The sequence below is a fragment of the Trichocoleus desertorum ATA4-8-CV12 genome (assembly GCA_019358975.1).
GTDB lineage: Bacteria > Cyanobacteriota > Cyanobacteriia > FACHB-46 > FACHB-46 > Trichocoleus > Trichocoleus desertorum_A.
In genome coordinates, this window is record JAHHIL010000059.1 from 1 (window position 1) to 25,086 (window position 25,086).

Sequence of the window (25,086 nt, forward strand, 5' to 3'; positions counted from 1 at the left end):
ATCTGATTGCAAGCATCCGCAAACCCCTGCAAAGTTTGGTCGATTTCCAACCTCAACTCTACGGGCACTATCAGCTTGCATTTGACAGACAGGGATTGAGTCATGGGTGTATTATAACTCATCCAGGCATAACGGGCACTAAAGTACCCGCGTCGTTTTTCTTCCGAGGTCTAAAGACGCTCGGTTTCCAAACTCCCGTGAGGTACTTATGATCCGTGAGAAAAAGATGTCTGAGAGCCGCAAAACCAAAACTCCCCCGACAAATTCTCCTGCCCTAAACTCAGCGGTCGTGCCTGAAGGTTGGCTAGAAATCGGCAAAATTGTGTCCGCGCAGGGCTTAAAAGGCGAGGTGCGAGTTTACCCGAATTCTGACTTCCCAGAGCGCTTTGAGCAACCAGGAACCCGTTGGCTCTTGCCTTTAAATGCCACTGAACCCCAACCGATTGAATTGGTAAAGGGTCGCTACTTGCATGGTAAAGGGATGTATGTTCTGCAATTGGGCGATGTCAGCGATCGCGACCATGCTGAAGCGCTCCAAGGCTGCAAGTTGCTAGTTCCAGAAGGCGATCGCCCGCAATTAGAAGCAGGGGAATTTCATGTCATCGACTTGATCGGTTTAGAAGTGTTTGATCAAGCGACGCAAACTCTACTGGGCACAGTCACCGATGTGATTCCCGCTGGCAACGATCTGCTAGAAGTGAAGCTGAGGGAGCCAAAAAACCCCAAGCAGCCCACGGTTTTAGTGCCCTTTGTTAACGAGATCGTACCTGTCGTAGATTTAGCGGCGAGGAAGGTTGAAATCACTCCACCACCGGGGTTGATCGAATAAGTAAAGCCGCTAAACTAACGGTAATAAAATTTCAAATTCTGTCCCGACTCCGGGTTGCGATCGCACTTCAAACTTGCCGCCGTGTCTCGCAGTCACAATTTGATAGCTCATAGACAAACTCGTTTCTTTCGCCGCTCGTTTCTCAACCGAAAACGACTCCAGAATCTGCTGATACCGCTCTAGCGAGAGACCTAAGCCATTATCCACAATCCGCACTGAAACCCAGCGAGTGCCAGAAGCAGCCGTCACCGATCTGGCTGGGCAGACTTGAGTGGTGATTTCAATGCGGGGTTTTTGGGGGGGAGCGAGAATGCCTTGACTGCCAAATTCGATCGCTAGCTCTTGCCGAATTGCTTGATCGATTAAAGCATCGACTGCATTCGTCAAAATATTCATAAATACTTGGCTTAGCTGTCCCGCAAAACAAGAAACTGGAGGCAACTGACCATAGTTTCTAACAATGCTAATTTCCCCAGTTAAACGGCTTTTTAGTAAAAGTAAAATGCTATCAAGGCACTCATGCAAATCGGCAGGTTTAGGGTAAACCTCATCAATATGACAAAAGTTTTGCAGGCTGGTCGCCAACTTAGATAACCGTTCTGCACCAGAGCGAATACTAGCAATAGTCTGAGGCAGATCTTGTTTGAGATAATCTAGTTCCAAATCTGTTTGCAAATCAAGAACTTCTTTAGGTACCTCTGGTAAATAAGTTTCGTAAGCAGTAATTAATTCCAGCAAGTTCTGACTATAGCTAGAAACGTGAGTCAAATTCCCCCAAATAAAACTGACTGGATCTAAAATTTCATGGGCAATGCCATCGACTAAGCGACCCAAACTAGCCATTTTTTCAGTTTGAATCATTTGGACTTGAGCCCTTTCATATCTCACCTGAGTTTCAATGCCACGAATCTGCCAATAGGCAATATTTAATTCATGCATATTCAACAGGTGATAGGTTCCTGGTTCTGTATAAACCACAATGGGTTCACCTAGTAGCTCGCGCGATCGCCGTAGTGCTTGCTGGGCCGCCGTCACAATCAAGGTATCTGCGGGTAGGGCGAGAGATTGAGTTCTGGCATAACTGTAGAGAACTCTCAAAGGCTGTTTCAGAAATAACTCTAGGCCATGAGGACGCAGCAAATACTCTAAAAATTGCTGCCGAGATATCATGCCGACAAACTCACTCTGCTCCAGCAAAATAACGCCTGGTAACAGAGGATACTTCTCGAAAAACTGGGCAAGTTCTGCGCCTGAACAGCTAATGTCAACTTGAAAGTTGTAGAGCCGTAAATCTTGTAGCGATGACTCTACACTCAAGGCCAATCCATTCCCTTCAGATAGAAATGGCGGCATAATATGAGGACTGGATTGATTTAGCACAGGCACCCAACTCTCTAAACACCTAAAGAAGGTCGCTTGGAAACAGCAAGCTCTCAACTAGAAACAGCCTGACAAAAACTTTCAGCTCTCGTCAGTTTCCTTAAGGAACCACCAGCTGAGTCAGATTAGTCTGTAGAGTAACTTGACTGAGGCAGTGTCGGCTTCCGTCTTTCAATATAGGTGCTGTAGGATTGCGAATCGTCCGCACAATTATCAAAGTAGGCTTAGCTGTATTGCCAGTTTTTTCATTTAGTCCGTAATTTCTGATAGTGCCATCTTGGTTGCAACTCGCTAACCTTCTGAAAGTTGGGCTACAGCTACAGGCACAGGCTGGGCAGAGACAATCGGTAGCCAAATTTCAAACTCAGTCCCAATTCCAGGTTGCGATCGCAAGTTTAGTTGACCTTGATGCTTTTCAGTCACGATCTGATGGCTAATCGCCAGCCCTAAACCAGTCCCCTGACCCATGGGTTTAGTGGTAAAAAATGTTTCAAAGATTTTTGTTTGGATTCCAACTGGAATTCCCGAACCATTATCCGCAATTTGAATCACGATCCAAGCGTCAGCCTTTGGAGATACTTGAGCCTCAGAGGTGCAAATAGTTGTGGTGATTTTGATTTGAGGTTGCCAGTGGTTCAAAATAACTTTCTGCTGGCCTAAAAATCGATTTGATTTCTGCTCAGCTGCATGATTGGCTGTTTTCTCACTTAAGGCATCAATGGCATTACTAATGAGATTCATAAACACTTAGCTGAGTTGCCCAGGATAACAATCTACTAGCGGCAAATCTCCATAATCTTTCACAATCTCAATCCCATATTTGAGACGATTGCCCAGAATCAGCAAAGTGTTATCGAGACATTCATGAATGTCTGCGGGTCGAAGCTTTGCTTCGTCCATATAGGAAAAGCTACGCAAACCAGTCACAATCTTTTTGAGACGCTCTGCCCCCATGCGCATACTATCAATAACTTGAGGAAAATCTTTGAGCAAAAACTCAAATTCAATCTCTTCTTTGAGTGTCTTAATCTCAGCAGAGGTCTCGGTTGCTTCCTGCTCATAAGTCAATAAGACTTGAATTAGATCTTGACTGTATCTTGATAAATGTCCTAAATTTCCCCAAATAAAATTTACCGGGTTCAAAATCTCATGGGCGACTCCTGCAACCATACGGCCCAAACTAGCCATTTTCTCGGTCTGCATCAATTGGGCTTGGGTTTGCTCTCGTAATAGCTGAGTCGTCAGTTCATGAATTTTGGCTTGAGCGACTAGTAGTTGATGAATATCTAGCAAGCGGTAGGTTGAAGGCCCTATTTGCACTACAACGGGTTCGTAGACTAATTCTGGCGATCGCCCCAGTGATTGCCGAGCCGCAGCCACAATTGAGGTATCACTTGGCAAAATTAAGGGTTCACTTTTAGCAAAGTTGTATAGAACTTTCAGAGGTCGTTTGGAAAATAGCTCTACCCCATACAGGCGGCTCATTTGTTCTAGAAATTTGCGACGCGAGATCGTTCCGATCAGTTCATCCCTATTAACTAAAAGAACACCAGGTAATAGCGGATTTGCTTCAAATACATGAGAAACTTCTGCGCCAAGGCAACCAGAATCCACCTGAAAGTCATAAAGGTGCAACTCTTGTATAGTGGATTCCAAAGACAAAGTTGGTGCTGTTAGATTCAAGGGAAATTCAGTCATTGCATTCATTGATCAATACATCAACAGAGCTGCGATTCAATTCAATCAAGCACCCAACTGAGTATTATCTATTTTGCATGACAGGACTGCTGTCATAAATCCGAAAAAGATAACCTTGAATTAATCTAAATTTAACCTTTAAACCTTTTGATTGCTCTTGAACAAGTACATTGCTAAATAATTAGCAAATAGTTTTTTTGACCATTCTGGCCATAACCTTCTCAGACTCCATAGCGCAATTAGTTTCTACCGGGTTAATTTCAACTCAAAGATAACTGCAAAGGTAACTTCAAAGGCAACTTGAGAATAGGGCGATCGCACCCTAGGGCTTTAGCGTAGTAGAGCCTCTATCAACAGTCATAAACAACTCTTCTGGGGAGGGCAAAATGATTGTAGATTCTTCACCCTCCCCAGTGGGTCACTCAATGTTCGGACACTTAAACTAACTACTCGACTCAAAGCTTGCCAGAACCAAAACCAGGATTGACCTACTCAACAGTTCGGTGCAACCTAATCCTGGGGTTCAGCTTCGGGCTCCGAAGCAACAGATACTACTTCTGAAGGAGCCTCACCTATAATATCTGGCGGCAAGTTCGCCAAAAGTGCTTGTAGCTTCATCCGATGAATATAAGGCCAGCCACCCTCAGTCTCTATATCTCGCAGCAATGCATAGAGAGCTTGACGGTTGGTGGGTAATGAAGCTTGAAAAAAATTGTCACTAATTTCTCGGTGCAAACTCTCTAGTAACCGCAAGAGGGCTAAGAGAGTAAGACAGTCACCCTCATGACTCTGAGCCGAGGCTCTTACTACTTGAGCGATCGCTTGAGACTCCAGATTTGGATTTTTCACCCGATCGGACACCATCTGATTATTGTCATCCATCACCACGTAATCCTTGTTGGGCTGAGCGCTAAATCAACAGCAATTGGGTTAACCCAACTTTACAAGAGTCTTTAAGTGAATCTGAATCAGAATTTACGGCGAAAAAACCAGTCATGCTTGCTTCGATCAAAATTGCCTGTTCCGATCCCCACAATGACAAACCCAGGCAATTTGCTTGCCACCTATAGCAAAAGGCGATCCAAGGACGTGTAAAATGCTGTATTAGGTCTTGGCCGGACCATTCCGGAAATCATAAGAATCCAGCTAAACCTGGCAGTGGCTCAAAATTCTCCCTGGTGGTTGCGGCAGCACGCCCAAAACAGAGTGCAGGCGTTTTTAAAGTGTGGCTGTTTTGCCTCAGGTTGGTTGCGGGCCATCACCCTACTCGCTTGAGTACCTGAAGCCCAAATTTTAGATTGCCCTGGCAGGGATTTATAACATTGGTATTGAGGTTGACTATGAGGTATCGTGCTTTAATCGTTTCACTCCTCGCCTTGTGCTTGGGTGTGCTGACTGCTTGTAGCAGTGGGCCAAGTACTACTGTGAACCGGGATCTACTCACCTACGAGCAGATTAGAGGAACTGGTTTGGCAAACACTTGTCCCCAACTCGATGAGACCTCACGTGGTTCCATCAGTGTGGATACTAGCAAGTCTTACACCCTGAACGGCTTGTGCTTGCAGCCAATCGACTTCTTTGTGAAGGAAGAAAGTGTTAGCAAGCGTTCTCAAGCGTCCTTCAAGCCTGCGAAGCTAGTGACTCGCCAAACTTCTTCCATCGAAGCTGTAAATGGTGCATTGCAGCCTAATTCAGATGGCAGCTTCACCTTTAAAGAAGAAGATGGTCTCGACTTCCAAGCCATCACCGTGCAATTGGCTGGTGGTGAGCGGGTGCCTTTCCTATTTACTATCAAAGACTTGGTGGCTCAAACCCAACCTGGTTTGAATGGTGTGATCAACACCTCTACTGACTTTGAAGGTAAGTTCAAAGTCCCCTCCTATCGGACCTCCAACTTCTTAGACCCCAAAGGTCGCGGTCTGGCTACAGGGTATGACAACGCCGTTGCCCTCCCAGCTCAAGCGGATAGTGCTGAACTAACACGCGAAAACGTGAAGAGCTTTAATGTGGGTCAAGGTCAGATTTCTCTCCAAGTCGCTAAGATTGACAACACTACTGGCGAAATTGCTGGCACCTTTGAAAGTGAGCAACCTTCGGAAACTGACATGGGTTCTCGTGAGCCTTTAGAAGTCAAAATCCGGGGTATTTTCTACGCTCGTCTGGAGCCAGGTCAAGCCTAAGGTGGCGATCGCAGTAGCAATACTACTGCAACTAACTTGATAGTTATCTGACAATAACTTGACAAGTTATCAGACACCCAAAAAGCAGCTAGCTAAAATGTTGAGCTAACACTGATAGATATGAGAGGGGTATTTCACCCCTCTTTTGCTATATAAGTGGGTGCTATGCAATTGGGTGCTATGTAATTGGGAGAAAATGCATGCGGTACTCACTCTTGAGCCAGTTTCAAGGTGTACTGGTAGGCGCAGCCATCGGAGAACTGTTAGGAGTGTATTGGGCTCAAGTCACCCCAGTAGACCCGCTCAACTCCACAGCACCTCCACTACCTTTGAATTGCCCGGAGCAATGGTCACACCTGTTAACCGCTACCTCAGTTCGAGAGAAACTCAGCATCTCTGAGTCAGGATGGGGCCGCTTAGTCGTGCGGGGCGCTCAAAGTTTAGTGCGGCGAGGAGATCTGGATTTCGCAGATTGGCAGCAGCCTCGCCAACCCAATCCTCAGAAAGCTGCTGATTTGGGAACGCTGAGAGCAAGTCTGAGGGCAAGTGAGCTGGCGATCGCTAGCCTTCCGATCGCGCTGTTCTTTCATGAAGATGAAGCTAAGATTTATCAGAACCTAGAACGGCTTAGCCAGGAAGTTGCACCTGAACCCAGCTCAATTCTGCCAAGCTTTATGATTAGTTTGGCGATCGCGCAAGCCCTGCAAAACCAGTTTCATCCCCAGCGCTCAATTCCCCAAATGATTGCGGCCATTACTCGCTTAGAAACGAGATTAGGTCGCCCTGTGGCCAAGGCAGACTCCGTGGCAATCTTGATGCAGCAATTGGCTCAAGTACAAACTTTACTAGAGCAGCAGGCCAGCTTGGAACGAGCGCGATCGCAGCTATGCCAATCTCCACAGCAAGCGCTACAGGCCACCCCTACCCTTCACGAACTACAACCGATCATGGCAGCACTTTATTGTTGCCTTGCCACCCCTAACGACTGGCGTCTCGCAGTCTTACGCTCGCTACAGATGCAAATGGCGCCAGCCTTAGTCGCAACTCTGACGGGTGCTATGTCGGGAGCGGCCAACAGCCTAGCTGGAATTCCTGTGGAGTGGCGCTTAGCCCTCGATCACCCCAACTCTAGCTCTACCCTGAAATCACTTTGGCAAGTGGTGGAGTTTGAAGCAGAGGTAATGGAATTAGCTTCCGACTTGCTAGCTACCTGGTCGGGCACCTATGATACACAAAAGTTTCCAGTTAAGCGCTACCACGTCCCAGCGATCGCCGCTCCCCATGTGATTCGTCCCCGCTAATGTCCATCCATGTCTTACCGTCCACGATATTAGTCACTACATCAATTGTGATGGTCCTTCCCTTACCCTCTGATATTGACCAGCTAGCATGGATGAATAACTAAGCGGGTGCTGCCACGATTTTTTTGGACAGCCTTTAACAATGGAACCTACCTCATGTACACAACAGATTTTTTACCGCCTCGCCTGCATTTCTTTTCACACTGTTGCTTGTAGATCCCAATAGCTATGAGAGCGCTTCAGTTGTTGATGCGGCGGGCTGAGCGGTTGTGTAAACGCTATCGGACCCATTGGTGGCGTGTGTACGTGGCGGACGCATCGCGTAAAACCTTTGGTCATGCCCTGAGTCAGAGTTGGAATCGTCAGCCTTTAGCCACTCCGTCAGTTGGCTTGCGATCGCAAAACCTGCACCAGTACAGACCCCCCACGATGGTGATTGTGGCTGTGCTTTCGCTAACAAGCACCATTGGTTACCGCTTCTATAACGAACCCAAACTAGATGTTGGCACTGCGGCTCCTCAAACGATCCGGGCTCCCCAAAATGCCAGCGTAGAAGACCCAAAAACCACAGAAGACAAGCGGCGGGAAGCACGGACTGGAGCAGTTCCAGTATTAATGCTCGATCTGGCTGTCAATCAGCGGGTGCAAGAGGCTTTAGCTCAGGCTCTAAAACGCGGAACCGAGCTGCGGCAAATGGCTGGAACGTTTCCGGTTGCCCCTACTTACAACCTATCCCTACCCACCCAAATTTATCTACGCCAAGCTGAGGAATGGGAGTGGCGAATCATTTTAGGAGCCGTGGAAGCGCCTGCCAGCCCTACCTCGGAATTAGGCAGTAGCACTGACCCGGAGCTGAGTGCCTGGTTGAAGCTGGATGCCCCTCCCCTTAATGCGGCTCAACAGCAGGCGATCGCAGAACTACGCAGTTATCGCCAAGCCATACCCGCTCAAGACTTTGCTGTCCTAGTGGAAGTAATTTCTAAGACTCGTTGGAGCTACCCAATGGCGCTGGCGGCGCTGTCAGACACCCCTACCTCCGACTCGGAAATACTTTACGACGCCACTTTATTTAACTTATCGGACGCTGACTGGGAGGCGACCCAAACCCAGATTCGGCAAGCAACAGCGCGAATTCTAGCTCAGGGTATTTCACCAGGCTTGCCTAAAAGCATTCTGAGGAATGCGATTAAGGTGCAGATGCGGGAAGCTACCTCCGAATCTGTGATGGCGATCGCCCTTAACCTTTTACCCAAGGTTCTGGAACCCAACTTGGTCCGTGACCCTGAACAAACAAAACTCCGCGCCGAACAAGCCGCCCAAGAAGTGAAACCTGTGCTGGTGACCATTCAGCAAGGCGAAATTATTGTCCAAGAAGGCCAAGGCATTACTCAAGCTGATTTTGTCTTGCTAGATCACTTTGGTCTCAGCCGTCGGGAAATTAACTGGCTAGGTTTGCTGGGCTTTGGTGGCCTGACGAGCAGTGCGGTTGGCGTGATCTGGTTGGTAGAGCGGCGATTTCATCCAGGACTCAGGCATCGAGACCATCTCCTCCTGCTAGTTTTGACCTTAAGCGCCCCGCTGCTAGGAATTTTTGGCGTTTCTTCCACGAGCCTACCAGCCATCGGCTTGTTAGTCGGTAGCTTTTATGGTTCTGCCTTGAGTGTGGCAGTGGTTGGCTTGCTCGCAGTTATAGCGCCATTGGGATTGGAAGTGAGTTGGAGCTACTGGCTAGCCAGCGCCATTGGGGGGCTATTGGGAGGGTTAATTGCAGGACGATTGCGATCGCGCGAAGAACTGGCCCTCTTAGGCGGGATGGTGGGACTCACTCAAGGAGTTGCCTATCTGATCCTGACCTTGATTCTAAACGCAGCTTCTGGCCCCGTCTGGTATCTCGTCCTCAGTGGAGCTATGCTACATGGCTTAACAGGCGTAGCTTGGAGCGTAGTAGCGCTAGGACTCAGTCCCTACTTAGAACACTTGTTTGATCTCGTCACTCCCATCCGTCTAGCAGAACTCTCTAACCCCAATCGTCCCCTCTTAAAGCGCTTAGCCTCCGATGCCCCTGGAACTTTCCAGCACACACTCTTTGTCGCGACCCTAGCCGAAGCTGCGGCTAGAGCCTTGAGCTGCAATGTGGAACTCGTGCGAGCTGGCACCTTGTATCATGACATCGGCAAAATGCACGACCCCCTGGGCTTCATTGAAAACCAAATGGGCGGCCCCAATAAGCACGACGCGATCGATGACCCCTGGAAAAGTGCCCAGCTGATCAAAAAGCATGTGAGCGCGGGGTTGGTCATGGCCCGTAAATGCCGCTTACCGAAAGCGATTCAAGCTTTTATTCCAGAACACCAAGGCACCATGTTGATCGCCTACTTCTATCACCAAGCCCAGCAGCAAGAGAAACAAGGCTCGGAGCGCGTAGTAGACGCGAGTGACTTCCGCTATGACGGCCCAGTGCCCCAATCTCGTGAAACGGGTATTGTGATGCTGGCAGACTCCTGTGAAGCCGCGCTGCGATCGCTTAAAGACGCCACCCCAGAAGAAGCTTTCTCCATGATCAACAAAATCTTACGAGCCCGTTGGCAAGATAACCAGCTAGCTGATTCTGGCCTTAGCCGCGAAGAAATGAACCAAATCGCTGAAGTCTTTGTCCAAGTCTGGCAACAATTCAACCACCAACGCATCGCCTACCCCAAAGCCGTCTTGTCAGCCAAGTAGCACCAGAATTAAAACCACTTTTGGAGGGGGCCTGGGGGACGCAACCGTCCCTCAGCGGGGGTCTGGGGGCAAGCGCCCCCAAGGGTTCGGTTCTCAACCACCAACAAAAAACAGCAACCCCTACCCCTTCATCCCACTCCCCGCCTCAGTCGGCACAATATAGTGCTGCATCACCAAAAAGAAAAGCAAAATCGGCGCGATCGAAATTACAGAACCCGCCGCAATCAATCGCCAATCGAGCGAAAACGTTCCTGCTAGCGTCGCAACCCCCAGTGGCAACGTGTAATATTCTGGGCGATCGAGCACAATCAAAGGCCAGAGAAAATCGCTCCAAGACCCGATAAACACAAAAATTGCTAACGTCACCAGCGCCGGACGAACCGAGGGCAACATCACATGCCACCACAAACCTAACTCCGAGCAGCCATCCATCCGAGCCGCTTCTTCCAGTTCTTTAGGAACACTCTGGAACGCTTGCCGTAATAGAAAAATCCCAAAAGCTGAGGCGATCGCGGGAAAGATGAGCCCCAAGTAGGTATTTCGTAGCCCCAACTGCACGGTCAAAATGTACAGCGGAATCATCACGATTTGAAAAGGAATCATGATCGTCGAGATCACCAACGTAAAAATCACATCTCGACCGCGAAAATTGAGCCGTGCTAATGGATAAGCTGCCAGCGAACAGAACAGCAAGTTCAGAGTGACCGTGAGAATAGCCACTAAAGTGCTGTTAAATAGATAGCGACCAAATGGATTGGTTTGCCAAACTTGAACAAAATTTTGCCAAGTCGGTTGGCTGGGCCACAGTTGTGGCGGAAATTGAAAGATGTTCTCGGCTGGAGACTTGAGCGAAGTGCTAACGAGCCACATCAACGGAAACAGCATCACTAGAGCGATCGCCCCTAACAAGCTGTACATGCCAACTCGTTGCCATAAAGACTGCCGCTTGGAACTATTCATGTTATTTAGTTGCAACTACGGCAATATTCCAAGCAAACCGTTTCATGAGGGGTAACTTTTTCAAGCTTCGATCTACGTTCTCCAATTTCAAATAAGTTGGTCGCAGGCGCTCATGTTCTAAGATGATTTTTTTCCAATATCGCTCTTTATTAGGATCTACTTTCTCTACTAAATAAAATCGTAGAAAAATCCAGAGGGTTGCTAGCCAAAACGTGTCATATTCCGTTTTTGTAAAGACAGATTGGACAAAATTGGCAATATTAATATCTAGGGGAGTTTCGTCTTCAGTCCGTACTTTGGTGGCAATGCGGCGGTAGACGTTAATCACCGGATTGTGCTTTAAGGGGTCCCAAAAACAAGCTTTACCACCGGGCTTTAGGACTCGATACATCTCCCGAATTACGGTTTTGGGTTGGGGAATATGGTGCAGCAAATTAGAGGCGTAGACAATATCAAAGGTGTTGTCGGGAAACTCTATTTCCATTGCATTAATGGTGCGACCTTCTACTGCAACATGGTTGGTTGCTGCTAGCTTCAGCGCTACCTCTACCATGCCTGGGGAGTAATCGGCGGCGACACAACGTGCTCCTTTGGTGGCAAAATAAACGCTATTTTCTCCTGCGCCACAGCCCAAGTCGAGCAGATATTTTCCTTTGACATCTCCTAAGTGCTTGAGGATGAAGCGGTTCTCTGGAGCGGTGCAGGCTTCAAAATAATCTCGAACTTGAATCCCTTCGATGTCGATGGCCGCAGCCCACAGGTCGTGAAACTCACGTTCGCGCTTGAGGAGGTCGTCTTGCATTGTGGTGTACTGACTGGAATGTCAGCATTATGCCAAGTTGGAGATTGTTGCGGCAATCTTTTAGTGGTGCTGCCTGGTGCGTTTGAGGATGTGTTTGAGGATTTTGGCACCGAGTAACCAAGACTTGAGGGCACCTGCCCTCAAACTCCCGCTGAGGGACGGCTGCGTCCCCCAGACCCCCTCCAGACGAGTTTAGGTATGAGTGTTTCGAGTCTAGGGCTGGGGCTGGAATGGATTCGGCGGTTAGCAAGTCACTGCTAGCTTTTGGCTTTTACTTACTAACTTCTGGCTCCTGACTCCTAACTCCTCACCGCTCTCTCCTCACTTCTCAGCACCCAGCACTCCTCTCTTTTCATCCTTCATCCCTCATCCTTCCTCCCTCCTACACTTCTGCGCCAATTCTCTCAGCGTGAGGGAGATTAGCGGGGGCGCTAATGGCGGCGTAGAGACGGTTGAGGGCATTGACGTAAGCTTGGGCGGAGGCCACGATGATGTCGGTGTTGGCAGCTCGACCGGAGAAGACGCGATCGCCATGCCGTAAGCGAATGGTGACTTCTCCGATCGCATCAATGCCAGCAGTGACAGATTGGACTGAGAACTCAATCAGTTCGTTAGGGACGTTGACGACGCGGTTGATGGCTCGGTACACAGCGTCAACTGGGCCAGTACCGATCGCGGCATCGGTGAGTTCTTCGCCTTCAGGAGTGCGGAGGCTAACGGTAGCGGTGGGGCGGGCGCGATCGCCACAGGAGACTTGCACGAGTTCTAGACGGAATAGTTCGGGAGCCTGCTGGATTTCGTCGTTGACGATGGCTTCCAAATCCCAATCGGAGATTTCTTTCTTCTTATCTGCCAATTCTTTGAAGCGAATAAAGGCTTTATTCAGTTCTTGATCTGACAGCTCGAAGCCTAATTCTTTTAAGCGGGTGCGGAAGGCGTTGCGGCCTGAGTGCTTGCCTAAGACGATTTGGTTGTCGGTTAGCCCAATCGATTGGGCATCCATGATTTCGTAGGTGAGCTTGTTCTTCAGCACACCATCTTGGTGGATGCCAGATTCATGAGCAAAGGCGTTGGCCCCGACGATCGCTTTGTTGGGCTGCACCAACATGCCAGTCAAGTTAGAAACCAAGCGGGAGGTTTTGTAGATCTGGCGCGTATCGATATTGGTCAAGGACGCTTCTGATTCCGCGGGACGACCGAGGAAGGGGTTAAAGTACTGCCGCCGCACATGCAACGCCATCACCAGTTCTTCTAAAGCGGCATTGCCAGCCCGTTCGCCAATGCCGTTGATGGTGCATTCTAGCTGGCGGGCTCCATGTTTTACGGATTCTAGGAAGTTGGCGACGGCTAAGCCGAGGTCGTTGTGACCATGTACCGAAATGATGGCTTGGTCGATGTTGGGGACATTTTCTTTAATGCCACGAATCAAAGCGCCAAATTCGCTGGGTACGGTGTAACCCACGGTATCGGGAATATTAATGGTGGTGGCACCCGCCGCGATCGCCCGCTCTAGCACTTGATAAAGAAACTCTGGATCGGAGCGACCCGCATCCTCAGGCGAGAACTCCACATCATCGATTAAAGATTTGGCGTAGGCGACCATCTCTTCGGCGATCGCCAGCACTTCAGAGCGGGACTTCTTCAGCTTGTGCTTGAGGTGAATATCTGAGGTGGCAATAAAAGTGTGAATCCGACCATGAGCTGCTGGTTTGAGAGCTTCTGCTGCGGTCTGAATATCTTGACGAGTCGCTCTAGCCAAACCACAAATTACCGGGCCTTGTTCCGTCCCTACGGTTTGAGCAATTTTTTGGACAGCTTCAAAGTCTCCAGGGCTGGCAAAAGGAAATCCTGCTTCAATGACATCAACTCCCAGACGAGCCAGTTGTCGGGCGATGGTCAGCTTCTCATCCACGTTCAGCGTGGCACCGGGCGACTGCTCACCATCACGCAAGGTCGTATCGAAAATGATAATCCGGTCTGGTTGGGGTTGAATTTTCATAGCAGATTTAGCCAACTTGAGTGCAAGTGGACAACACTTTTCTTATTGTGAAGTACCCGACGCTGATTGCTACGCAATACAGCACGGGCTTCCTGTTTCAACAGCCGCTGCCTCCACCTTGCAAGCAAAGTATTGGTCTGACGCAGCTTCTGGAGGTTTTGGTCATGCCTGTATTAACAGCACATCCCACTGACTCCCGTGATAGTCGCCTCTCACCCAGGCAGCAACCCGCCTTCCGCAGGTTGATAACTTTTGCTTTTGTTTCTCTTGGATTTACGCAATGGCGACCAGTTGGAGAAAACAGCTTCCCTGAGCTACCGATCTGTCTGCGGCAAGAGTCGAACCTCTACTTTGAAGTTTGCCTATCTGTTCGATGCGGTCAGGTGGGTTGTCAAACCATCTGCATTATACCCTGAAATCCTTGTCATGAAAAGACTTCAAGCCTTTTGTTGGCTCCATAGATTGGCGATTCGTCGCTCACCCACTCCACCCGCCTGTGGCATCGTTCGGGGTGAGACTCCTCATCGCCGGACTCCCTATCCCGACGCTGACCCTGACGGTTACAGCGCGGGGCTTCCATCCCTAGCTAAGGAGCCCAGTTGACGTTTAAGGTACAACTTTTAGAACTGAGAATCGAATTTTTCAATTTTGGGCCGAATATCATTGAGGTCGATATAGCGATCGGTGGCGTTGCGGAGTTCGCGGGCAATCATGCCTTCTGTAGAGACCACTGTGATATGAGTGCTCTTGGAGCGAAGTAGTTCGATCGCTCGCTCGAAGTCCCCATCCCCACTAAACAACACGACGCGATCGTACTGCTCAACGGTATTGAACATATCAATCACAATCTCTATATCTAGATTGGCTTTCTGCGAGTAACGACCCGAATTGTCGTCATAATACTCTTTGAGAATTTTGGTACGGACTGTATAACCTAAACTAATCAGAGCATCGCGAAAACCGCGTTGGTCTTGGGGATCTTTAATCCCGGTGTACCAAAAGGCATTGACCAACACAATATCCGGATCATTTGTAAAATGTTCCAGGACACGTCTTGGATCAAAAAACCAACCATTTTTTTGTTGAGCATAGAACATATTGTTCCCGTCTACAAAAATAGACAGACGGTTCATTGAACAAGGCATAGAAGCTTAGACCTAATAAAAATTAGAGAATTAATTTGGAAATTACGGACTATGTCTACTTGTCTATATAGGTTGACTACTAGGCAATTGTAGTGAGCCCACATTAGAGCGTTTATTTGTGGATGGAGGCTTAGTTGCCTACACAATTTATATCTAGTCAGTTCTCTATTAGTGGCTATTGCCTATTGACTCTACCTCTACCAAACGAGATAAAGTTTAGCCATTCTAAAGTATGTTTATGAGGGTGCATAATTTCGACTTGTAGGTTATTTAATGTAAGTGTACAGACTATAACTCTATAGGTTGTTACGAGCTCATCTACATAGAGGTGGGTTTATATAAAAATTTCAGCTTTTTAGGGAACTAAGTCTACCAAGACTGCAATCATTATAGAAACCTAATCTCTATAACGTATCTCTGGGAACCATCAGGTACTCACTCACAGTCTTAGGTTCAGATGTGTTACCTATTTCTAGCCCTACAGCCAGTTCTGCTGACATTACCTATTTGTACTAGAATTCTAGGCTTTCGTCGAACCCTGTAAAACAAGCAAGAGAATCACTGCTCTATAGGCACAGTATTACAGAAATCGCCGTAAAGCCCACACGCTTTAGCCGTGGGATATAAGGCGGTGTTCGCGGAGCGTGTGCGTCGCATTGTCTGTCAGTCCTAAAGAGAGAAAACCAATTCTGGTTGTTTGGAGCAGTCCAACTAGGCAGGGCGTTGTCTAGAGTGAGAGAGCAAGTCAGACGGGGTTGGCCTCGCATTGTTCGCCAGTATCGCTGAATCCCACGTGCTTTAGCCGTGGGAGTGCGTCAAATAAAGATAGCCTGTACTATTAATCAGGGTTTGCTAAGTTAGGTGGAAAAGTACATCGTCAAGGTGCAGCAGATCTCACAGCTTCTAAATACTTTTTCTAAGTATTGTGAGTGTTGTTAGTCCCTTCGGAAAAGAACTCCAATCACTGCCTTTTAGACGAGTGACAATGCCATCAGTCTCTGGGTGACACCAGCTAAATCACTGAGACAAGCCATGCCAAAAGATCAAACTCTGCTGTCTTTGCAGAAAAATATCGCCACTACAGTTCGGCCCTTAGTCACTGAAAAGCTAACGAAGCCTGCAAAGCGTTTTTTGAATCTCCCTAACTTGGGGCATATCCTGACAGGGGTTTGGGCAGCAGCAGCAGCGATCGCGACTGCCACGAATATTCCGCTTGGTCAAATCATGGAGCGGCAAGCGCAGACACTCTTTTTTGAGCTGCGTGGCCCTGTTGCGGCACCAAGTGACATTGTAATTCTGGCGATCGATGATGAATCGATGTCTCAAGGTCAGTTCTACCAAGCCGACCCAGAGAAATATAAGTCTCTCGAAGCCCTACAGACTTGGCCCTGGAAGCGATCTGCCTATGCTGAAGTTATTGACAAGCTAATGGCTGCTGGAGCCCGCTCTGTCGCTTTAGATATTGAATTTTCAACACCGAGCAGTTATGGTATCGCAGACGACGAGCAACTGCGCCAGAGCTTACAACGCTATCCAGGTCGCGTTACTCTAGCGGTCAAGTATGAGGACATCATTAACGATCAAGGCATTACTGCCCAATTGAGTCCTCTCTATCCGCCTTTCCGCACCAACCCCCTCTCGGTCGGTTCCATTAATTTCTTAATAGAACCCAATGGCAAGGTACATCGTTTAGGCAATCAGTTCTCACGGCTCTTATCGCAAGAACCTGACTTTGGTAGCGGATTGCCGCAAAATATTCCGGATTTCGCTGAGGCGACGCTCAAGGCAGCCCAAGTCAAATTTGGTGGTTCCCAGGGGGATCATATTTTCTTCTATGGTCCCGCAGGCACCTTCAAGCAGATTCCCTTTTGGCATGTGCTTGACCCAACTTACTGGAATAACTACCTGAAACCAGGTCAAGATTTTTCGTTCAAAAATAAGATCGTGCTGATTGGCTCAACAGCGACCATCTTGCAAGATTTCTTGCCAACGCCCTTTTCTGCTAACTGGTTACACTCTCAAGCCATGCCAGGGGTGGAAATTCATGCGAATGCGATCGCGACTTTAATGGAAGATCGGGCGATCGCAGAGGCTATTCCCAATCGCTCTTTACAAGGGATCTTGTGCTTAGTAGGCGTCCTGGGTGTGGGTTTGCTATTGAGCTACCCTAAGCGACCTTGGCTGCGTTGGCTGCTGATCATTGGCACTCCGTTGGCTTGGGGAGGCGCTAGTTATCTCATCTTTTCTTCTGGTGGGCTAATTTTACCAACCGCATTACCCGTCACCGCGATCGCGCTAAGTGGACTGTCCCACGCATTTTCTCGCTCTACTATTGAGCACTTCAAGAAGCTACGCCTACGGCATGCCCTCAGAAGCTATGCCGCATCACCTCTCGTCCAAGAAATTATCAGCCAAAGTCACCAAGATGATTTGCAAGACATCCTGCAAGAGCGAGAACGAGCCATTATAGGCACCAAGCTGGGTGGTCGTTATGTGGTTGTAAGAGTTTTAGGGTCTGGGGGCTTTGGCGAAACCTACATTGCTCAGGATACTCAACGTCCCGGTCACCCTCAGTGTGTGGTGAAGCGGCTGAAAACTGTGAGTAATAACCTTAATCTTCTACAACTCGCCAGGAAACTATTTCAACGAGAAGCAGAAACCCTAGAGCGACTGGGCAAGCACGACCAAATTCCGCAACTCCTCGCCTACTTTGAGGACAACGAAGAATTTTACCTGGTTCAAGAATTTGTTCCAGGTCGTCCTTTAAGCCATGAACTAACTCTGGGTCGGCAACTACCAGAAGCCCAAGTCATTGAGCTACTCAAAGATTTGTTGCAAGTTCTCGATTTTGTCCATAGTCAAGGAGTGATTCATAGAGACATCAAGCCTAGCAACATTATTCGACGGCAGTCAGACGGCAAGTTAGTTCTGATTGACTTTGGAGCTGTGAAAGAAATTCCTCAACTGGCCGACGACGACAAACAAACCAGCCTCACTGTCGGCATTGGCACACAAGGGTATATGCCTAATGAGCAGTATGCTGGTAGCCCACGCTGCAATAGTGATTTGTATGCCCTAGGAATCACAGCCATTCAAGCCCTAACAGGAATTCCTCCTAGCCAACTGAAGGAAAACCAGGAAACCGGAGAAGTGCTATGGCGGCATAGAACTGAAGTTAGCCACGAACTGGCAACTATTTTGAGTAACCTAGTGCGATATCACTTCAAACAGCGCTATCAGTCCGTAACAGAAGTCTTAGAAGCACTTCAAAAACTTACCACCCATAGCTCGACTGGTGGTGCTCCATTAAGTGGAGCTGAGCTTTCTCACTTAGCCGCTGATATCGATCTCTCTAGCGATACATTAGCACCGACAGATGCAGCATTTTCTACGGTTGCTTGGCCCAACACCGTGGAAGCGGAAACAGAATCCACGGAGCTAAACAACCCCGCGGACAACTAATTTACCTGTTTATTGGGCCTCGACCCGGGAAATTCCCACCATTGGCTCCACCAGGGAAGTTACCCTCGGTTGCACCACCACCAGGGAAGTTACCTCCGTTTGCTGGGCCACCGTTAGGTGGTTGATCGGTAACTGAAGGCACATCTGTCACTGGAGGACCTGGAGGCACATCTGTCACTGGAGGACCTGGAGGGACTGGAGGCACATCTGTCACTGGAGGACCTGGAGGGACTGGAGGTCCATCTGTCACTGGGGGATCGGTAACTGGAGGGGCTGGAGGGACTGGAGGTCCATCTGTCACTGGAGGCCCAGGTGGATTACTGGGGCCAGGATTGGTCGGGGGAGTCGCTGGTAAAGTTGGATCAATGGGTACAACTGAGCCACCTGGCAAAGGCTCAATCATTATAGGTGGACCCGGATTCTGGGTTGGTGGTTGAGGAGAAGGAGGCCTTCCTGGATCTTGAGCTGCCGGAGGCACTACAGGAGTTGCAGGTACAGTGGGTTGAGTGACAACGGGGGCAACAGGAGGCTGAGGAGCAGGAGCAGGAGCAGGAGACCTTCCTGGATCTTGAGCCGCCGGAGGCACTACAGGAGTTGCAGGTACAGCGGGTTGAGTGACAACGGGGGCAACAGGAGGCTGAGGAGCAGGAGCAGGAGCAGGAGACCTTCCTGGATCTTGAGCCGCCGGAGGCACTACAGGAGTTGCAGGTACAGCGGGTTGAGTGACAACGGGGGCAACAGGAGGCTGAGGAGCAGGAGCAGGAGCAGGAGACCTTCCTGGATCTTGAGCCGCCGGAGGCACTACAGGAGTTGCGGGTACAGTGGGTTGAGAAGGGTTAGACGGCGGTGCTGGAACTCCTGGTGCAGTGGGGATAGAAGTTTCTGGAGCGGGCGGAGAAAGTGGACTAACAGTTGGCCCACTGGAGGGTTGACCTTGAGCAGGGGAGGGTTGACCTTGAGCAGCGGTGGCTGGCCCAGAAGCTGGTTGAGTAACAGGTGGTGTAACCCCAGTGACAGGCATCTCGCCAGCAGAACTCTCGTTCTCCTCCGAAGAAACTGCCGTTTGTTCAGACTGGACTTCCCCTGCTTCTACAACTTGACGCACATCTACCGGATTGAAAACTCTGTCGAGGTTGTTAGCGGGGAAGTCGGCTAAGTCAGAGGGTAAGCGAACAAACGCTGGGTTTTCAACTACATTTGCTTCCTTAAAAGGAGACTGATCCTGCAAAGCTTCCACTGTCTCAGCTCGAACTGCCGCGATCGCCTCATCAGAGGGAGTCGTAGAATCTTTTTGGGTTAGATTCAGCCCTTTAACCAGATCACTGGTTTCATAAAAGGTGTTGAGGTCAAAGTCATAGACATTTTCAATCCGGTTCTTGACCACAACTGCTAGCTGTCCAGCTCGTAAGCCCTGGCTTTGGGAACCATCCCGGTTGTAGATCACCATAGGTCCCTGGGGGTTGTTGGTCAGTGCCCCCACTAGGGTAGTGTCAGTGTCAGGAATATACCTCACAAACAAGGCTGACCCCTTAATTCCCGCAGCCGCGTTAGGAGTTCGAACCCCTGTGGGGCCACGCCCCGGTGGAATGAGAAGCAGCATCGTACCATTGGAGAGCTGGAATGTCCGCGCATTGGGTACGAAACGAAAAACGGCTTGCTCACCTACACGAGCCAAAGAACCGTCATTAAAGCGCAACTCTGCTAGAGAAGCACGGGCTGTTGATAATGCATCACCAGGAGCGATCGCGTCAGAAACCTGAGCAGACCGTACGGGTCGGTTCTTTTGCATTAAGCGCACACGATTACGAAGTGCCTGAATGACAGCACGGGTTAGAGGAGTTTGGGCGTCAGCAGGTTGTGCTAAGCCCCCAATACTCACACCCGACAGCATCAGAGCAAGGAACAGAGCTAATTTTCGAGACATAAGCAGTTCCTGGCGGTGCAACATCAAAATTTCATATGTAAATTTTCTGGTTTCCGTATATTCCCGGAAGTAAATATACGTGTGCTTCTAGGTTTGAATCTATTGACGAAAATCTTCGTCCGTTCTTTACTAACCAGGATGAACAAATCAACCGGATTGCGTCTACTTTCCTAACTCATTCTTAAACTTAAGGATGAATTAACTGATCCATTCAGGCGACGGGCAATGGGCTGTGGTAGTTCCCTGAAACAAAAAATTTAAAAGATTTTGAGCTGAAGACCCTGACTTCAATCTCTCATACCACCATACCAACAAATGGAGAATTGCTTCTACGATGGGTTCTGATTGCCTTCCCAGTAAATATACGGTATCTAATGTGCGAGTTCATCAACACTTGTTTAATCAAAAACGCTTCAGGCTCTGGCAGGTTCTGAGCCTATGGATTGGCATTTCTGGTAGTGCAACTTGTGCTACCGCAGCTACAGCCGAAATTCCGGAACCCTCATTGAAACCAACAGTTAATCCAGTTATTTTGCAGCATCCGCAGTTGGCACAGACCGATACTAGCTTAGGCTCTGCGCAGGATTCTGTATCCTTGGATGTAAGCTTGAGCAGACCGACGGTTGAAACTGAGATTTTGTGGTCAGAGCTGACTAACGCCCCATCTCTCAGTCATCAGGCGTTAGTCAGTCAGGCTTTTGTTAATCAAGCTCGGGTTGCTCCCCCGAATGCAATCCAGCTCTCTCAACTGACTGAGCTAGATGAGCCACCCTCTGAGGTGGAGCTGCAATTACAGCCAGAACGTAGCCTAGAGCAAATTTTGGTAGATCCAGAGCTTGGCAACTTACGCCTACAAAAACCTACTAGCCAACCGCCAGCAAACTCAGCAGTCCCTCCAGAACCCTCTGCCAGTGAATCGAGTCCGCCCAGCTTGGAGACAAGCCAACAAGCTACCGACCCAGAACTAGGCAATTTACGTTTACAAGAATCCTTAGAAAGTCGCGAAGAACAGCTTGATCCAGAACTGGGTACGCTCCGAATACGGCAGCAACCTGTACAGGCTAGTCGCTCTCAGCCAACGGTCTACTTGCAAGGTCGAGTTGATTTTTTCCAGAGCAATAATATTTTTTCGGGGGTTGAGCCAATCAACGACAGCTTGATACGGACTGGGCTCAGCTTGTGGGCAGCCCCAGCAATTGGGCCAAAAACTTACTTTATTGGCTCTATCAACGGCAATTTGATTAAGTATGCCACCCAGGATGACTTCGACTATAACGAGTTACGAATTGGAGCTTCTATTTATCAACAGCTCACTCCCAAAATGTATGGGGAAGTGGGCCTGAGCAATCAACAGCTATTTACGGCGGGGGGAGGCGATCGCTTCTTAAATGACAACTCGATTCGTCTGGGCTTGGGCCGTCGGGACTCGCTTGGCCGCGCCGTAACACTCGATAGCTTCTACCAACTACGCTATAGCTTTGCCGACCCAAGCGATCGTAGCCGAGTCATCAATACATTAGGGGCATCTCTGAATTACAACCCGACGGTTAAAGTGCAGACAGGGGTGGACTATCAGTACGTACTATCGAGCTTTACGGAGCAGGGACGAGAAGATAACTATCACCAACTGCTGGCACGTCTGAGCTATGACTGGTCGCGTAACAGCCGCATTACCGTATTCGGAGGCTTTGGCTTTGGCAACTCTTCTAACCGTAATATAAATTTTGACAGCTCTATTGTGGGCGTCAGCTTGTCCGTCAATTTACCTTTGTTCTAACTCGACCCCGCAGAAACACGTTCATCCTAGCTTCGGGAACGCCAAAAGCGTACATCCTTTCTGCTTCATCCCTCATCCTTCCTACTTCATCCTTTCAAATAAGAACACCAATCGCTCCAACTGCCAGCGTAGAGCTTGCCTTTATCAATGCCTGCCAGTTCTAGCGACAGTAAATTGACGCAGGCTGTCACACCAGAGCCGCAGTAAACCAAAATTTCTTCGGCTGAAGCTACTTCAGTCCAGCGATCGCGCTGCTCTATAGTCGGTCGTAAATAGCCTTGTTCGTTGGTGACTTCTTGCCAGGGATAATTCACCGCACCGGGAATATGGCCCGCCACTGGGTCAATCGGTTCGCGTTCCCCTCGGTAGCGCTCGCCTTCGCGCGAATCCACCAAAATCACATTTGGAATATCTTTACAAGCTTTGACGACATTAATATCAACCAATTGCTCAGGCTGCGGCTGTGGGGCAAAGTTGCCTGTTTGAGGTGTTGGCACCTCCGCAGTGATGGGATAGCCTGCCGCTTGCCAAGCTGTAAAACCACCATCCAATACCGCAACATCGCTGTGCCCGAAGTAGCGCAGTAGCCACCAAAGGCGAGAGGCAAAGGCTAAGCGTGAGTCGTCATAAGCCACGACTAAAGTTGGCCCATTTAGGCTCTCGGAATTAACCCCGATCGCTCGTAACTTGGCGGCAAACTCTTCTGGATCGGGGAGGGGATGTCGTCCACCGTGTTGACCGCAGGGACTCGACAAGTCGCGATTCAGATCTAAATAATAAGCGCCGGGAATATGACTAGTTTGATACTGCTGCTGCCCCAACTCAGGTTGCATCAATGCAAAGCGACAATCCACAACTACTACTTGCGGATCGTTGAGATGGTCATGAAGCCAAACAGTAGAAACAACAGAGTGGGAAACAGTCATGGAGTTGGGAGTTGCACAGGTTGAAGCTATTCTACGATTTCGAGTCGCTTAGCCTCACCCGACTATTTCACCTGTAACGTTTCTACTCCGAGGAACTTCAGAGACGATCGCTCTTGAAGACGTTACCTCACAGCCGATCCAGAGGTAACCGCAGCCGTTAAGCCTTGATAGCGAGCAATTTTGAGCTGAGATTCGGTTTGCTGGAGGGCGACTTGCCAAACTTGATAACCACGCGGATTCAAGTGCAAGCCATCGGTGGTCAAGGCGCGATTCAGGTGGTCTTGGGTGTCAGTGAAATAGGGGTACAGATCTAGAAAACTTACTTTTTCCTGTTGGGCGATCGCGGCAATGCGCTGATTCAAAGCCCGAATTCGACTACTGGGAATGGCAGCATAGCGAGTTGGCAAAATGGACTGCACCACCACCTCAGCTCCCGGATGCTTCTGATGGAGCTGTCGCATAATTTGGCGCAAATTGCTCAGAATTCGTTGGTCGCTATGGCCTCGACGCAGATCATTAATGCCAGCCATCACATAAATGGTGTCAGGGCGAGTTTGGGCAAACGCTGAAAGTCTTTGAAGAATGCCCGCTGTGGTGTCACCCGAAATCCCCTGATTTAGCCACAGTTGGCCTTCTGGTAAACGTTGTGAAGGAAACCAAAGGCTGAGTGAGTCTCCCACAACTACCGAGAGGCGATTGTCTCCTTGGCCTCGTGCTACCGCTCTTGCTTCTAGCTCTAGCAGTTGCTTCCACTGGGTGTAGCTGGGTTTAGCCTGTGCTTGAGACCAAGCTGAGTAAAAGCTATCACTGGCAAGGCGAGTGTAGAGGGTGCCTGCTCTTAGCGCTTCTAGTCTTTGGCGATAAAGCTGATTACCCGATCGCGGAGCCAAAGCTTGAACCTGCGGTATATCAGTGAAGTTAGGAATCAAAGCAGGACTAACTTTAGCCACCTGCCTACTATCGCGCTGGTCATTCAGAAGAGAGGTGATCAGATTGTCTTCTTGAGCGCGGATTTCAGTCGCAAATTGTTGGCTAGGTGCGATCGCTCCCACCTGAGCCGCCCCCACCTGAGCCGCCCCCACCTGAGCTGCCCCTACCTGAGTTGCCCGTTGAGGCTGACATTCGGGTTGACTAAATTCTGGGGCACCAAATTCGACTCCGGTAGTGACCTGGGGTGAAGCTAAAGCAACCGTCTGAGCTTTGGTTAAATCGTCTGCTGCAAATAGGTAGCCAATCTGAGGTATTTCTGGTGCTGCGGTTTTGGCTAACTGGCTCTTCACTAAGACATCAGCAACCAACAGACAAAGATCGCCCATAAAGTAACTCCATCACACCTTCCCTTACCTTTGACAGAGAGAAGTGGATGGAGTCAGGAAATTTCACCAACGATTTAGCTGAACCCAGAGGTTTGAGAGCGCACCTCTGCCAAATCCTCAAGGGTTGCCACAGTACCCTAGACCAATCGGAAGATGAAGGGATAGCGGAATGCGTGGTCAGTGTTGCTCAGCGAAGTGACGATCGCCCAAATCGCCAATCCCCAGTGAGCCAGGAAGTAGAACGGTACCAAGAGCAGGCCGATCAAGATCCAGGAGAGAATACCAATAATGACTCCCCAGAGCCAAATATTAAGGTGAAAGTTAATAGCTTCCTTGGCGTTTTCCTTGACTACAGGGTCATCAGAAACAAACAAAATCGCGATCGGCACACCAATCGATACCAACGCAGCGCTAAAAAAGATCGAAGCATGCGCTACTGCCGATAATAATTTCCGCTTATCCGTGTCGTACATCCTAGTTTCTCCCTCACGGAGTTAAGGTTTTTGCGATTGCAATGAGGGCAATTGCTTTAATCATACCTAGCCAATCTTTGCCTGAAAGTATGACATAGATAGGGAAATCCGGCTGCTTTTGGTGGGTATCTCCTCATCTTCAAGTGGGAAAGGGTTTCCGCAGGCGTAGCTTTTGTCGCTATCATCAAGTTTA

At 49.1% G+C, this 25,086-nt stretch carries 18 protein-coding genes and 1 pseudogene; 7 read left to right on the forward strand and 12 right to left on the reverse strand.

Annotated features, from left to right (window positions below; all coding sequences use genetic code 11):
* Positions 1-226: 226 nt before the first annotated feature.
* Positions 227-829 (forward strand): ribosome maturation factor RimM, encoded by a 603-nt coding sequence (rimM, locus tag KME12_24605; protein ID MBW4490959.1) that lies wholly within the window; start codon positions 227-229, stop codon positions 827-829.
* A 9-nt stretch (positions 830-838) separates the two neighbouring features.
* Here rimM and KME12_24610 read toward each other — a convergent pair whose 3' ends face one another.
* The 4 genes and pseudogenes from KME12_24610 to KME12_24625 all read right to left on the reverse strand — a co-directional run bounded on the left by KME12_24610 (position 839) and on the right by KME12_24625 (position 4,771).
* On the reverse strand, positions 839-2,182 hold the full coding sequence (locus KME12_24610; protein ID MBW4490960.1) for a sensor histidine kinase: 1,344 nt from the start codon (positions 2,180-2,182) through the stop codon (positions 839-841).
* 318 nt (positions 2,183-2,500) lie between these two features.
* A complete protein-coding gene (locus tag KME12_24615) occupies positions 2,501-2,950 on the reverse strand; it encodes a hypothetical protein (GenBank protein MBW4490961.1) in 450 nt (149 codons plus the stop codon).
* Between the two features lie 6 nt (positions 2,951-2,956).
* Complete coding sequence (locus KME12_24620) at positions 2,957-3,907, reverse strand: hypothetical protein (GenBank protein MBW4490962.1); 951 nt, start codon at positions 3,905-3,907, stop codon at positions 2,957-2,959.
* A gap of 588 nt (positions 3,908-4,495) precedes the next feature.
* A pseudogene (locus tag KME12_24625) lies at positions 4,496-4,771 on the reverse strand (hypothetical protein).
* A 476-nt stretch (positions 4,772-5,247) separates the two neighbouring features.
* On the opposite strand from KME12_24625, the gene KME12_24630 reads away from it, so the two are divergent.
* The 3 genes from KME12_24630 to KME12_24640 all read left to right on the forward strand — a co-directional run bounded on the left by KME12_24630 (position 5,248) and on the right by KME12_24640 (position 10,109).
* On the forward strand, positions 5,248-6,087 hold the full coding sequence (locus KME12_24630) for a photosystem II manganese-stabilizing polypeptide (protein ID MBW4490963.1): 840 nt from the start codon (positions 5,248-5,250) through the stop codon (positions 6,085-6,087).
* A 200-nt stretch (positions 6,088-6,287) separates the two neighbouring features.
* Positions 6,288-7,388: an ADP-ribosylglycohydrolase family protein gene (locus KME12_24635; GenBank protein MBW4490964.1), complete on the forward strand. Its 1,101-nt coding sequence runs from the start codon at positions 6,288-6,290 to the stop codon at positions 7,386-7,388.
* Between the two features lie 429 nt (positions 7,389-7,817).
* Positions 7,818-10,109 (forward strand): HDIG domain-containing protein, encoded by a 2,292-nt coding sequence (locus tag KME12_24640; protein MBW4490965.1) that lies wholly within the window; start codon positions 7,818-7,820, stop codon positions 10,107-10,109.
* A gap of 120 nt (positions 10,110-10,229) precedes the next feature.
* Here the strand turns inward: KME12_24640 and KME12_24645 are convergent, their stop codons facing one another.
* The 3 genes from KME12_24645 to KME12_24655 all read right to left on the reverse strand — a co-directional run bounded on the left by KME12_24645 (position 10,230) and on the right by KME12_24655 (position 13,870).
* Entirely contained in the window at positions 10,230-11,069 is an 840-nt protein-coding gene (locus KME12_24645; GenBank protein ID MBW4490966.1) for a carbohydrate ABC transporter permease, read from the reverse strand.
* Between the two features lies 1 nt (position 11,070).
* Positions 11,071-11,871: a class I SAM-dependent methyltransferase gene (locus KME12_24650; protein ID MBW4490967.1), complete on the reverse strand. Its 801-nt coding sequence runs from the start codon at positions 11,869-11,871 to the stop codon at positions 11,071-11,073.
* Between the two features lie 382 nt (positions 11,872-12,253).
* Positions 12,254-13,870, reverse strand: a complete 1,617-nt coding sequence (locus tag KME12_24655) for a 2-isopropylmalate synthase (GenBank protein ID MBW4490968.1) — start codon at positions 13,868-13,870, stop codon at positions 12,254-12,256.
* Between the two features lie 426 nt (positions 13,871-14,296).
* On the opposite strand from KME12_24655, the gene KME12_24660 reads away from it, so the two are divergent.
* Positions 14,297-14,473, forward strand: coding sequence for a hypothetical protein (locus KME12_24660; GenBank protein ID MBW4490969.1), 177 nt, complete (start codon positions 14,297-14,299; stop codon positions 14,471-14,473).
* Between the two features lie 17 nt (positions 14,474-14,490).
* Here KME12_24660 and KME12_24665 read toward each other — a convergent pair whose 3' ends face one another.
* Positions 14,491-15,015, reverse strand: coding sequence for an NYN domain-containing protein (locus tag KME12_24665; GenBank protein MBW4490970.1), 525 nt, complete (start codon positions 15,013-15,015; stop codon positions 14,491-14,493).
* 1,032 nt (positions 15,016-16,047) lie between these two features.
* Here KME12_24665 and KME12_24670 point away from each other — a divergent pair.
* The gene (locus KME12_24670; GenBank protein MBW4490971.1) at positions 16,048-18,477 is read left to right on the forward strand and encodes a CHASE2 domain-containing protein; all 2,430 of its coding nucleotides are present in this window, start codon (positions 16,048-16,050) and stop codon (positions 18,475-18,477) included.
* A gap of 1 nt (position 18,478) precedes the next feature.
* On the opposite strand, the gene KME12_24675 is transcribed toward KME12_24670, so the two are convergent.
* On the reverse strand, positions 18,479-20,401 hold the full coding sequence (locus KME12_24675) for a FecR domain-containing protein (GenBank protein MBW4490972.1): 1,923 nt from the start codon (positions 20,399-20,401) through the stop codon (positions 18,479-18,481).
* 334 nt (positions 20,402-20,735) lie between these two features.
* Here KME12_24675 and KME12_24680 point away from each other — a divergent pair, with 334 nt between their 5' ends.
* Complete coding sequence (locus KME12_24680) at positions 20,736-22,178, forward strand: hypothetical protein (GenBank protein MBW4490973.1); 1,443 nt, start codon at positions 20,736-20,738, stop codon at positions 22,176-22,178.
* 86 nt (positions 22,179-22,264) lie between these two features.
* Here KME12_24680 and KME12_24685 read toward each other — a convergent pair whose 3' ends face one another.
* From KME12_24685 to KME12_24695, 3 genes are all read right to left on the reverse strand, one after another.
* Entirely contained in the window at positions 22,265-23,104 is an 840-nt protein-coding gene (locus KME12_24685; protein MBW4490974.1) for a sulfurtransferase, read from the reverse strand.
* A gap of 122 nt (positions 23,105-23,226) precedes the next feature.
* Positions 23,227-24,420, reverse strand: a complete 1,194-nt coding sequence (locus tag KME12_24690) for a lysophospholipase (GenBank protein ID MBW4490975.1) — start codon at positions 24,418-24,420, stop codon at positions 23,227-23,229.
* Between the two features lie 137 nt (positions 24,421-24,557).
* Positions 24,558-24,893, reverse strand: a complete 336-nt coding sequence (locus KME12_24695) for a DUF4870 domain-containing protein (GenBank protein MBW4490976.1) — start codon at positions 24,891-24,893, stop codon at positions 24,558-24,560.
* Positions 24,894-25,086: the final 193 nt, after the last annotated feature.

What these genes read in the sequence shown, in the direction of transcription:
- rimM (MBW4490959.1), top strand. Translation starts at nt 227, where the DNA reads ATGTCTGAGAGCCGCAAAACCAAAACTCCCCCGACAAATTCTCCTGCC.
- KME12_24610 (MBW4490960.1), bottom strand. Translation starts at nt 2,182, where the DNA reads ATGCCGCCATTTCTATCTGAAGGGAATGGATTGGCCTTGAGTGTAGAG.
- KME12_24615 (MBW4490961.1), bottom strand. Translation starts at nt 2,950, where the DNA reads ATGAATCTCATTAGTAATGCCATTGATGCCTTAAGTGAGAAAACAGCC.
- KME12_24620 (MBW4490962.1), bottom strand. Translation starts at nt 3,907, where the DNA reads ATGACTGAATTTCCCTTGAATCTAACAGCACCAACTTTGTCTTTGGAA.
- KME12_24630 (MBW4490963.1), top strand. Translation starts at nt 5,248, where the DNA reads ATGAGGTATCGTGCTTTAATCGTTTCACTCCTCGCCTTGTGCTTGGGT.
- KME12_24635 (MBW4490964.1), top strand. Translation starts at nt 6,288, where the DNA reads ATGCGGTACTCACTCTTGAGCCAGTTTCAAGGTGTACTGGTAGGCGCA.
- KME12_24640 (MBW4490965.1), top strand. Translation starts at nt 7,818, where the DNA reads ATGGTGATTGTGGCTGTGCTTTCGCTAACAAGCACCATTGGTTACCGC.
- KME12_24645 (MBW4490966.1), bottom strand. Translation starts at nt 11,069, where the DNA reads ATGAATAGTTCCAAGCGGCAGTCTTTATGGCAACGAGTTGGCATGTAC.
- KME12_24650 (MBW4490967.1), bottom strand. Translation starts at nt 11,871, where the DNA reads ATGCAAGACGACCTCCTCAAGCGCGAACGTGAGTTTCACGACCTGTGG.
- KME12_24655 (MBW4490968.1), bottom strand. Translation starts at nt 13,870, where the DNA reads ATGAAAATTCAACCCCAACCAGACCGGATTATCATTTTCGATACGACC.
- KME12_24660 (MBW4490969.1), top strand. Translation starts at nt 14,297, where the DNA reads ATGAAAAGACTTCAAGCCTTTTGTTGGCTCCATAGATTGGCGATTCGT.
- KME12_24665 (MBW4490970.1), bottom strand. Translation starts at nt 15,015, where the DNA reads ATGCCTTGTTCAATGAACCGTCTGTCTATTTTTGTAGACGGGAACAAT.
- KME12_24670 (MBW4490971.1), top strand. Translation starts at nt 16,048, where the DNA reads ATGCCAAAAGATCAAACTCTGCTGTCTTTGCAGAAAAATATCGCCACT.
- KME12_24675 (MBW4490972.1), bottom strand. Translation starts at nt 20,401, where the DNA reads ATGTCTCGAAAATTAGCTCTGTTCCTTGCTCTGATGCTGTCGGGTGTG.
- KME12_24680 (MBW4490973.1), top strand. Translation starts at nt 20,736, where the DNA reads ATGGGTTCTGATTGCCTTCCCAGTAAATATACGGTATCTAATGTGCGA.
- KME12_24685 (MBW4490974.1), bottom strand. Translation starts at nt 23,104, where the DNA reads ATGACTGTTTCCCACTCTGTTGTTTCTACTGTTTGGCTTCATGACCAT.
- KME12_24690 (MBW4490975.1), bottom strand. Translation starts at nt 24,420, where the DNA reads ATGGGCGATCTTTGTCTGTTGGTTGCTGATGTCTTAGTGAAGAGCCAG.
- KME12_24695 (MBW4490976.1), bottom strand. Translation starts at nt 24,893, where the DNA reads ATGTACGACACGGATAAGCGGAAATTATTATCGGCAGTAGCGCATGCT.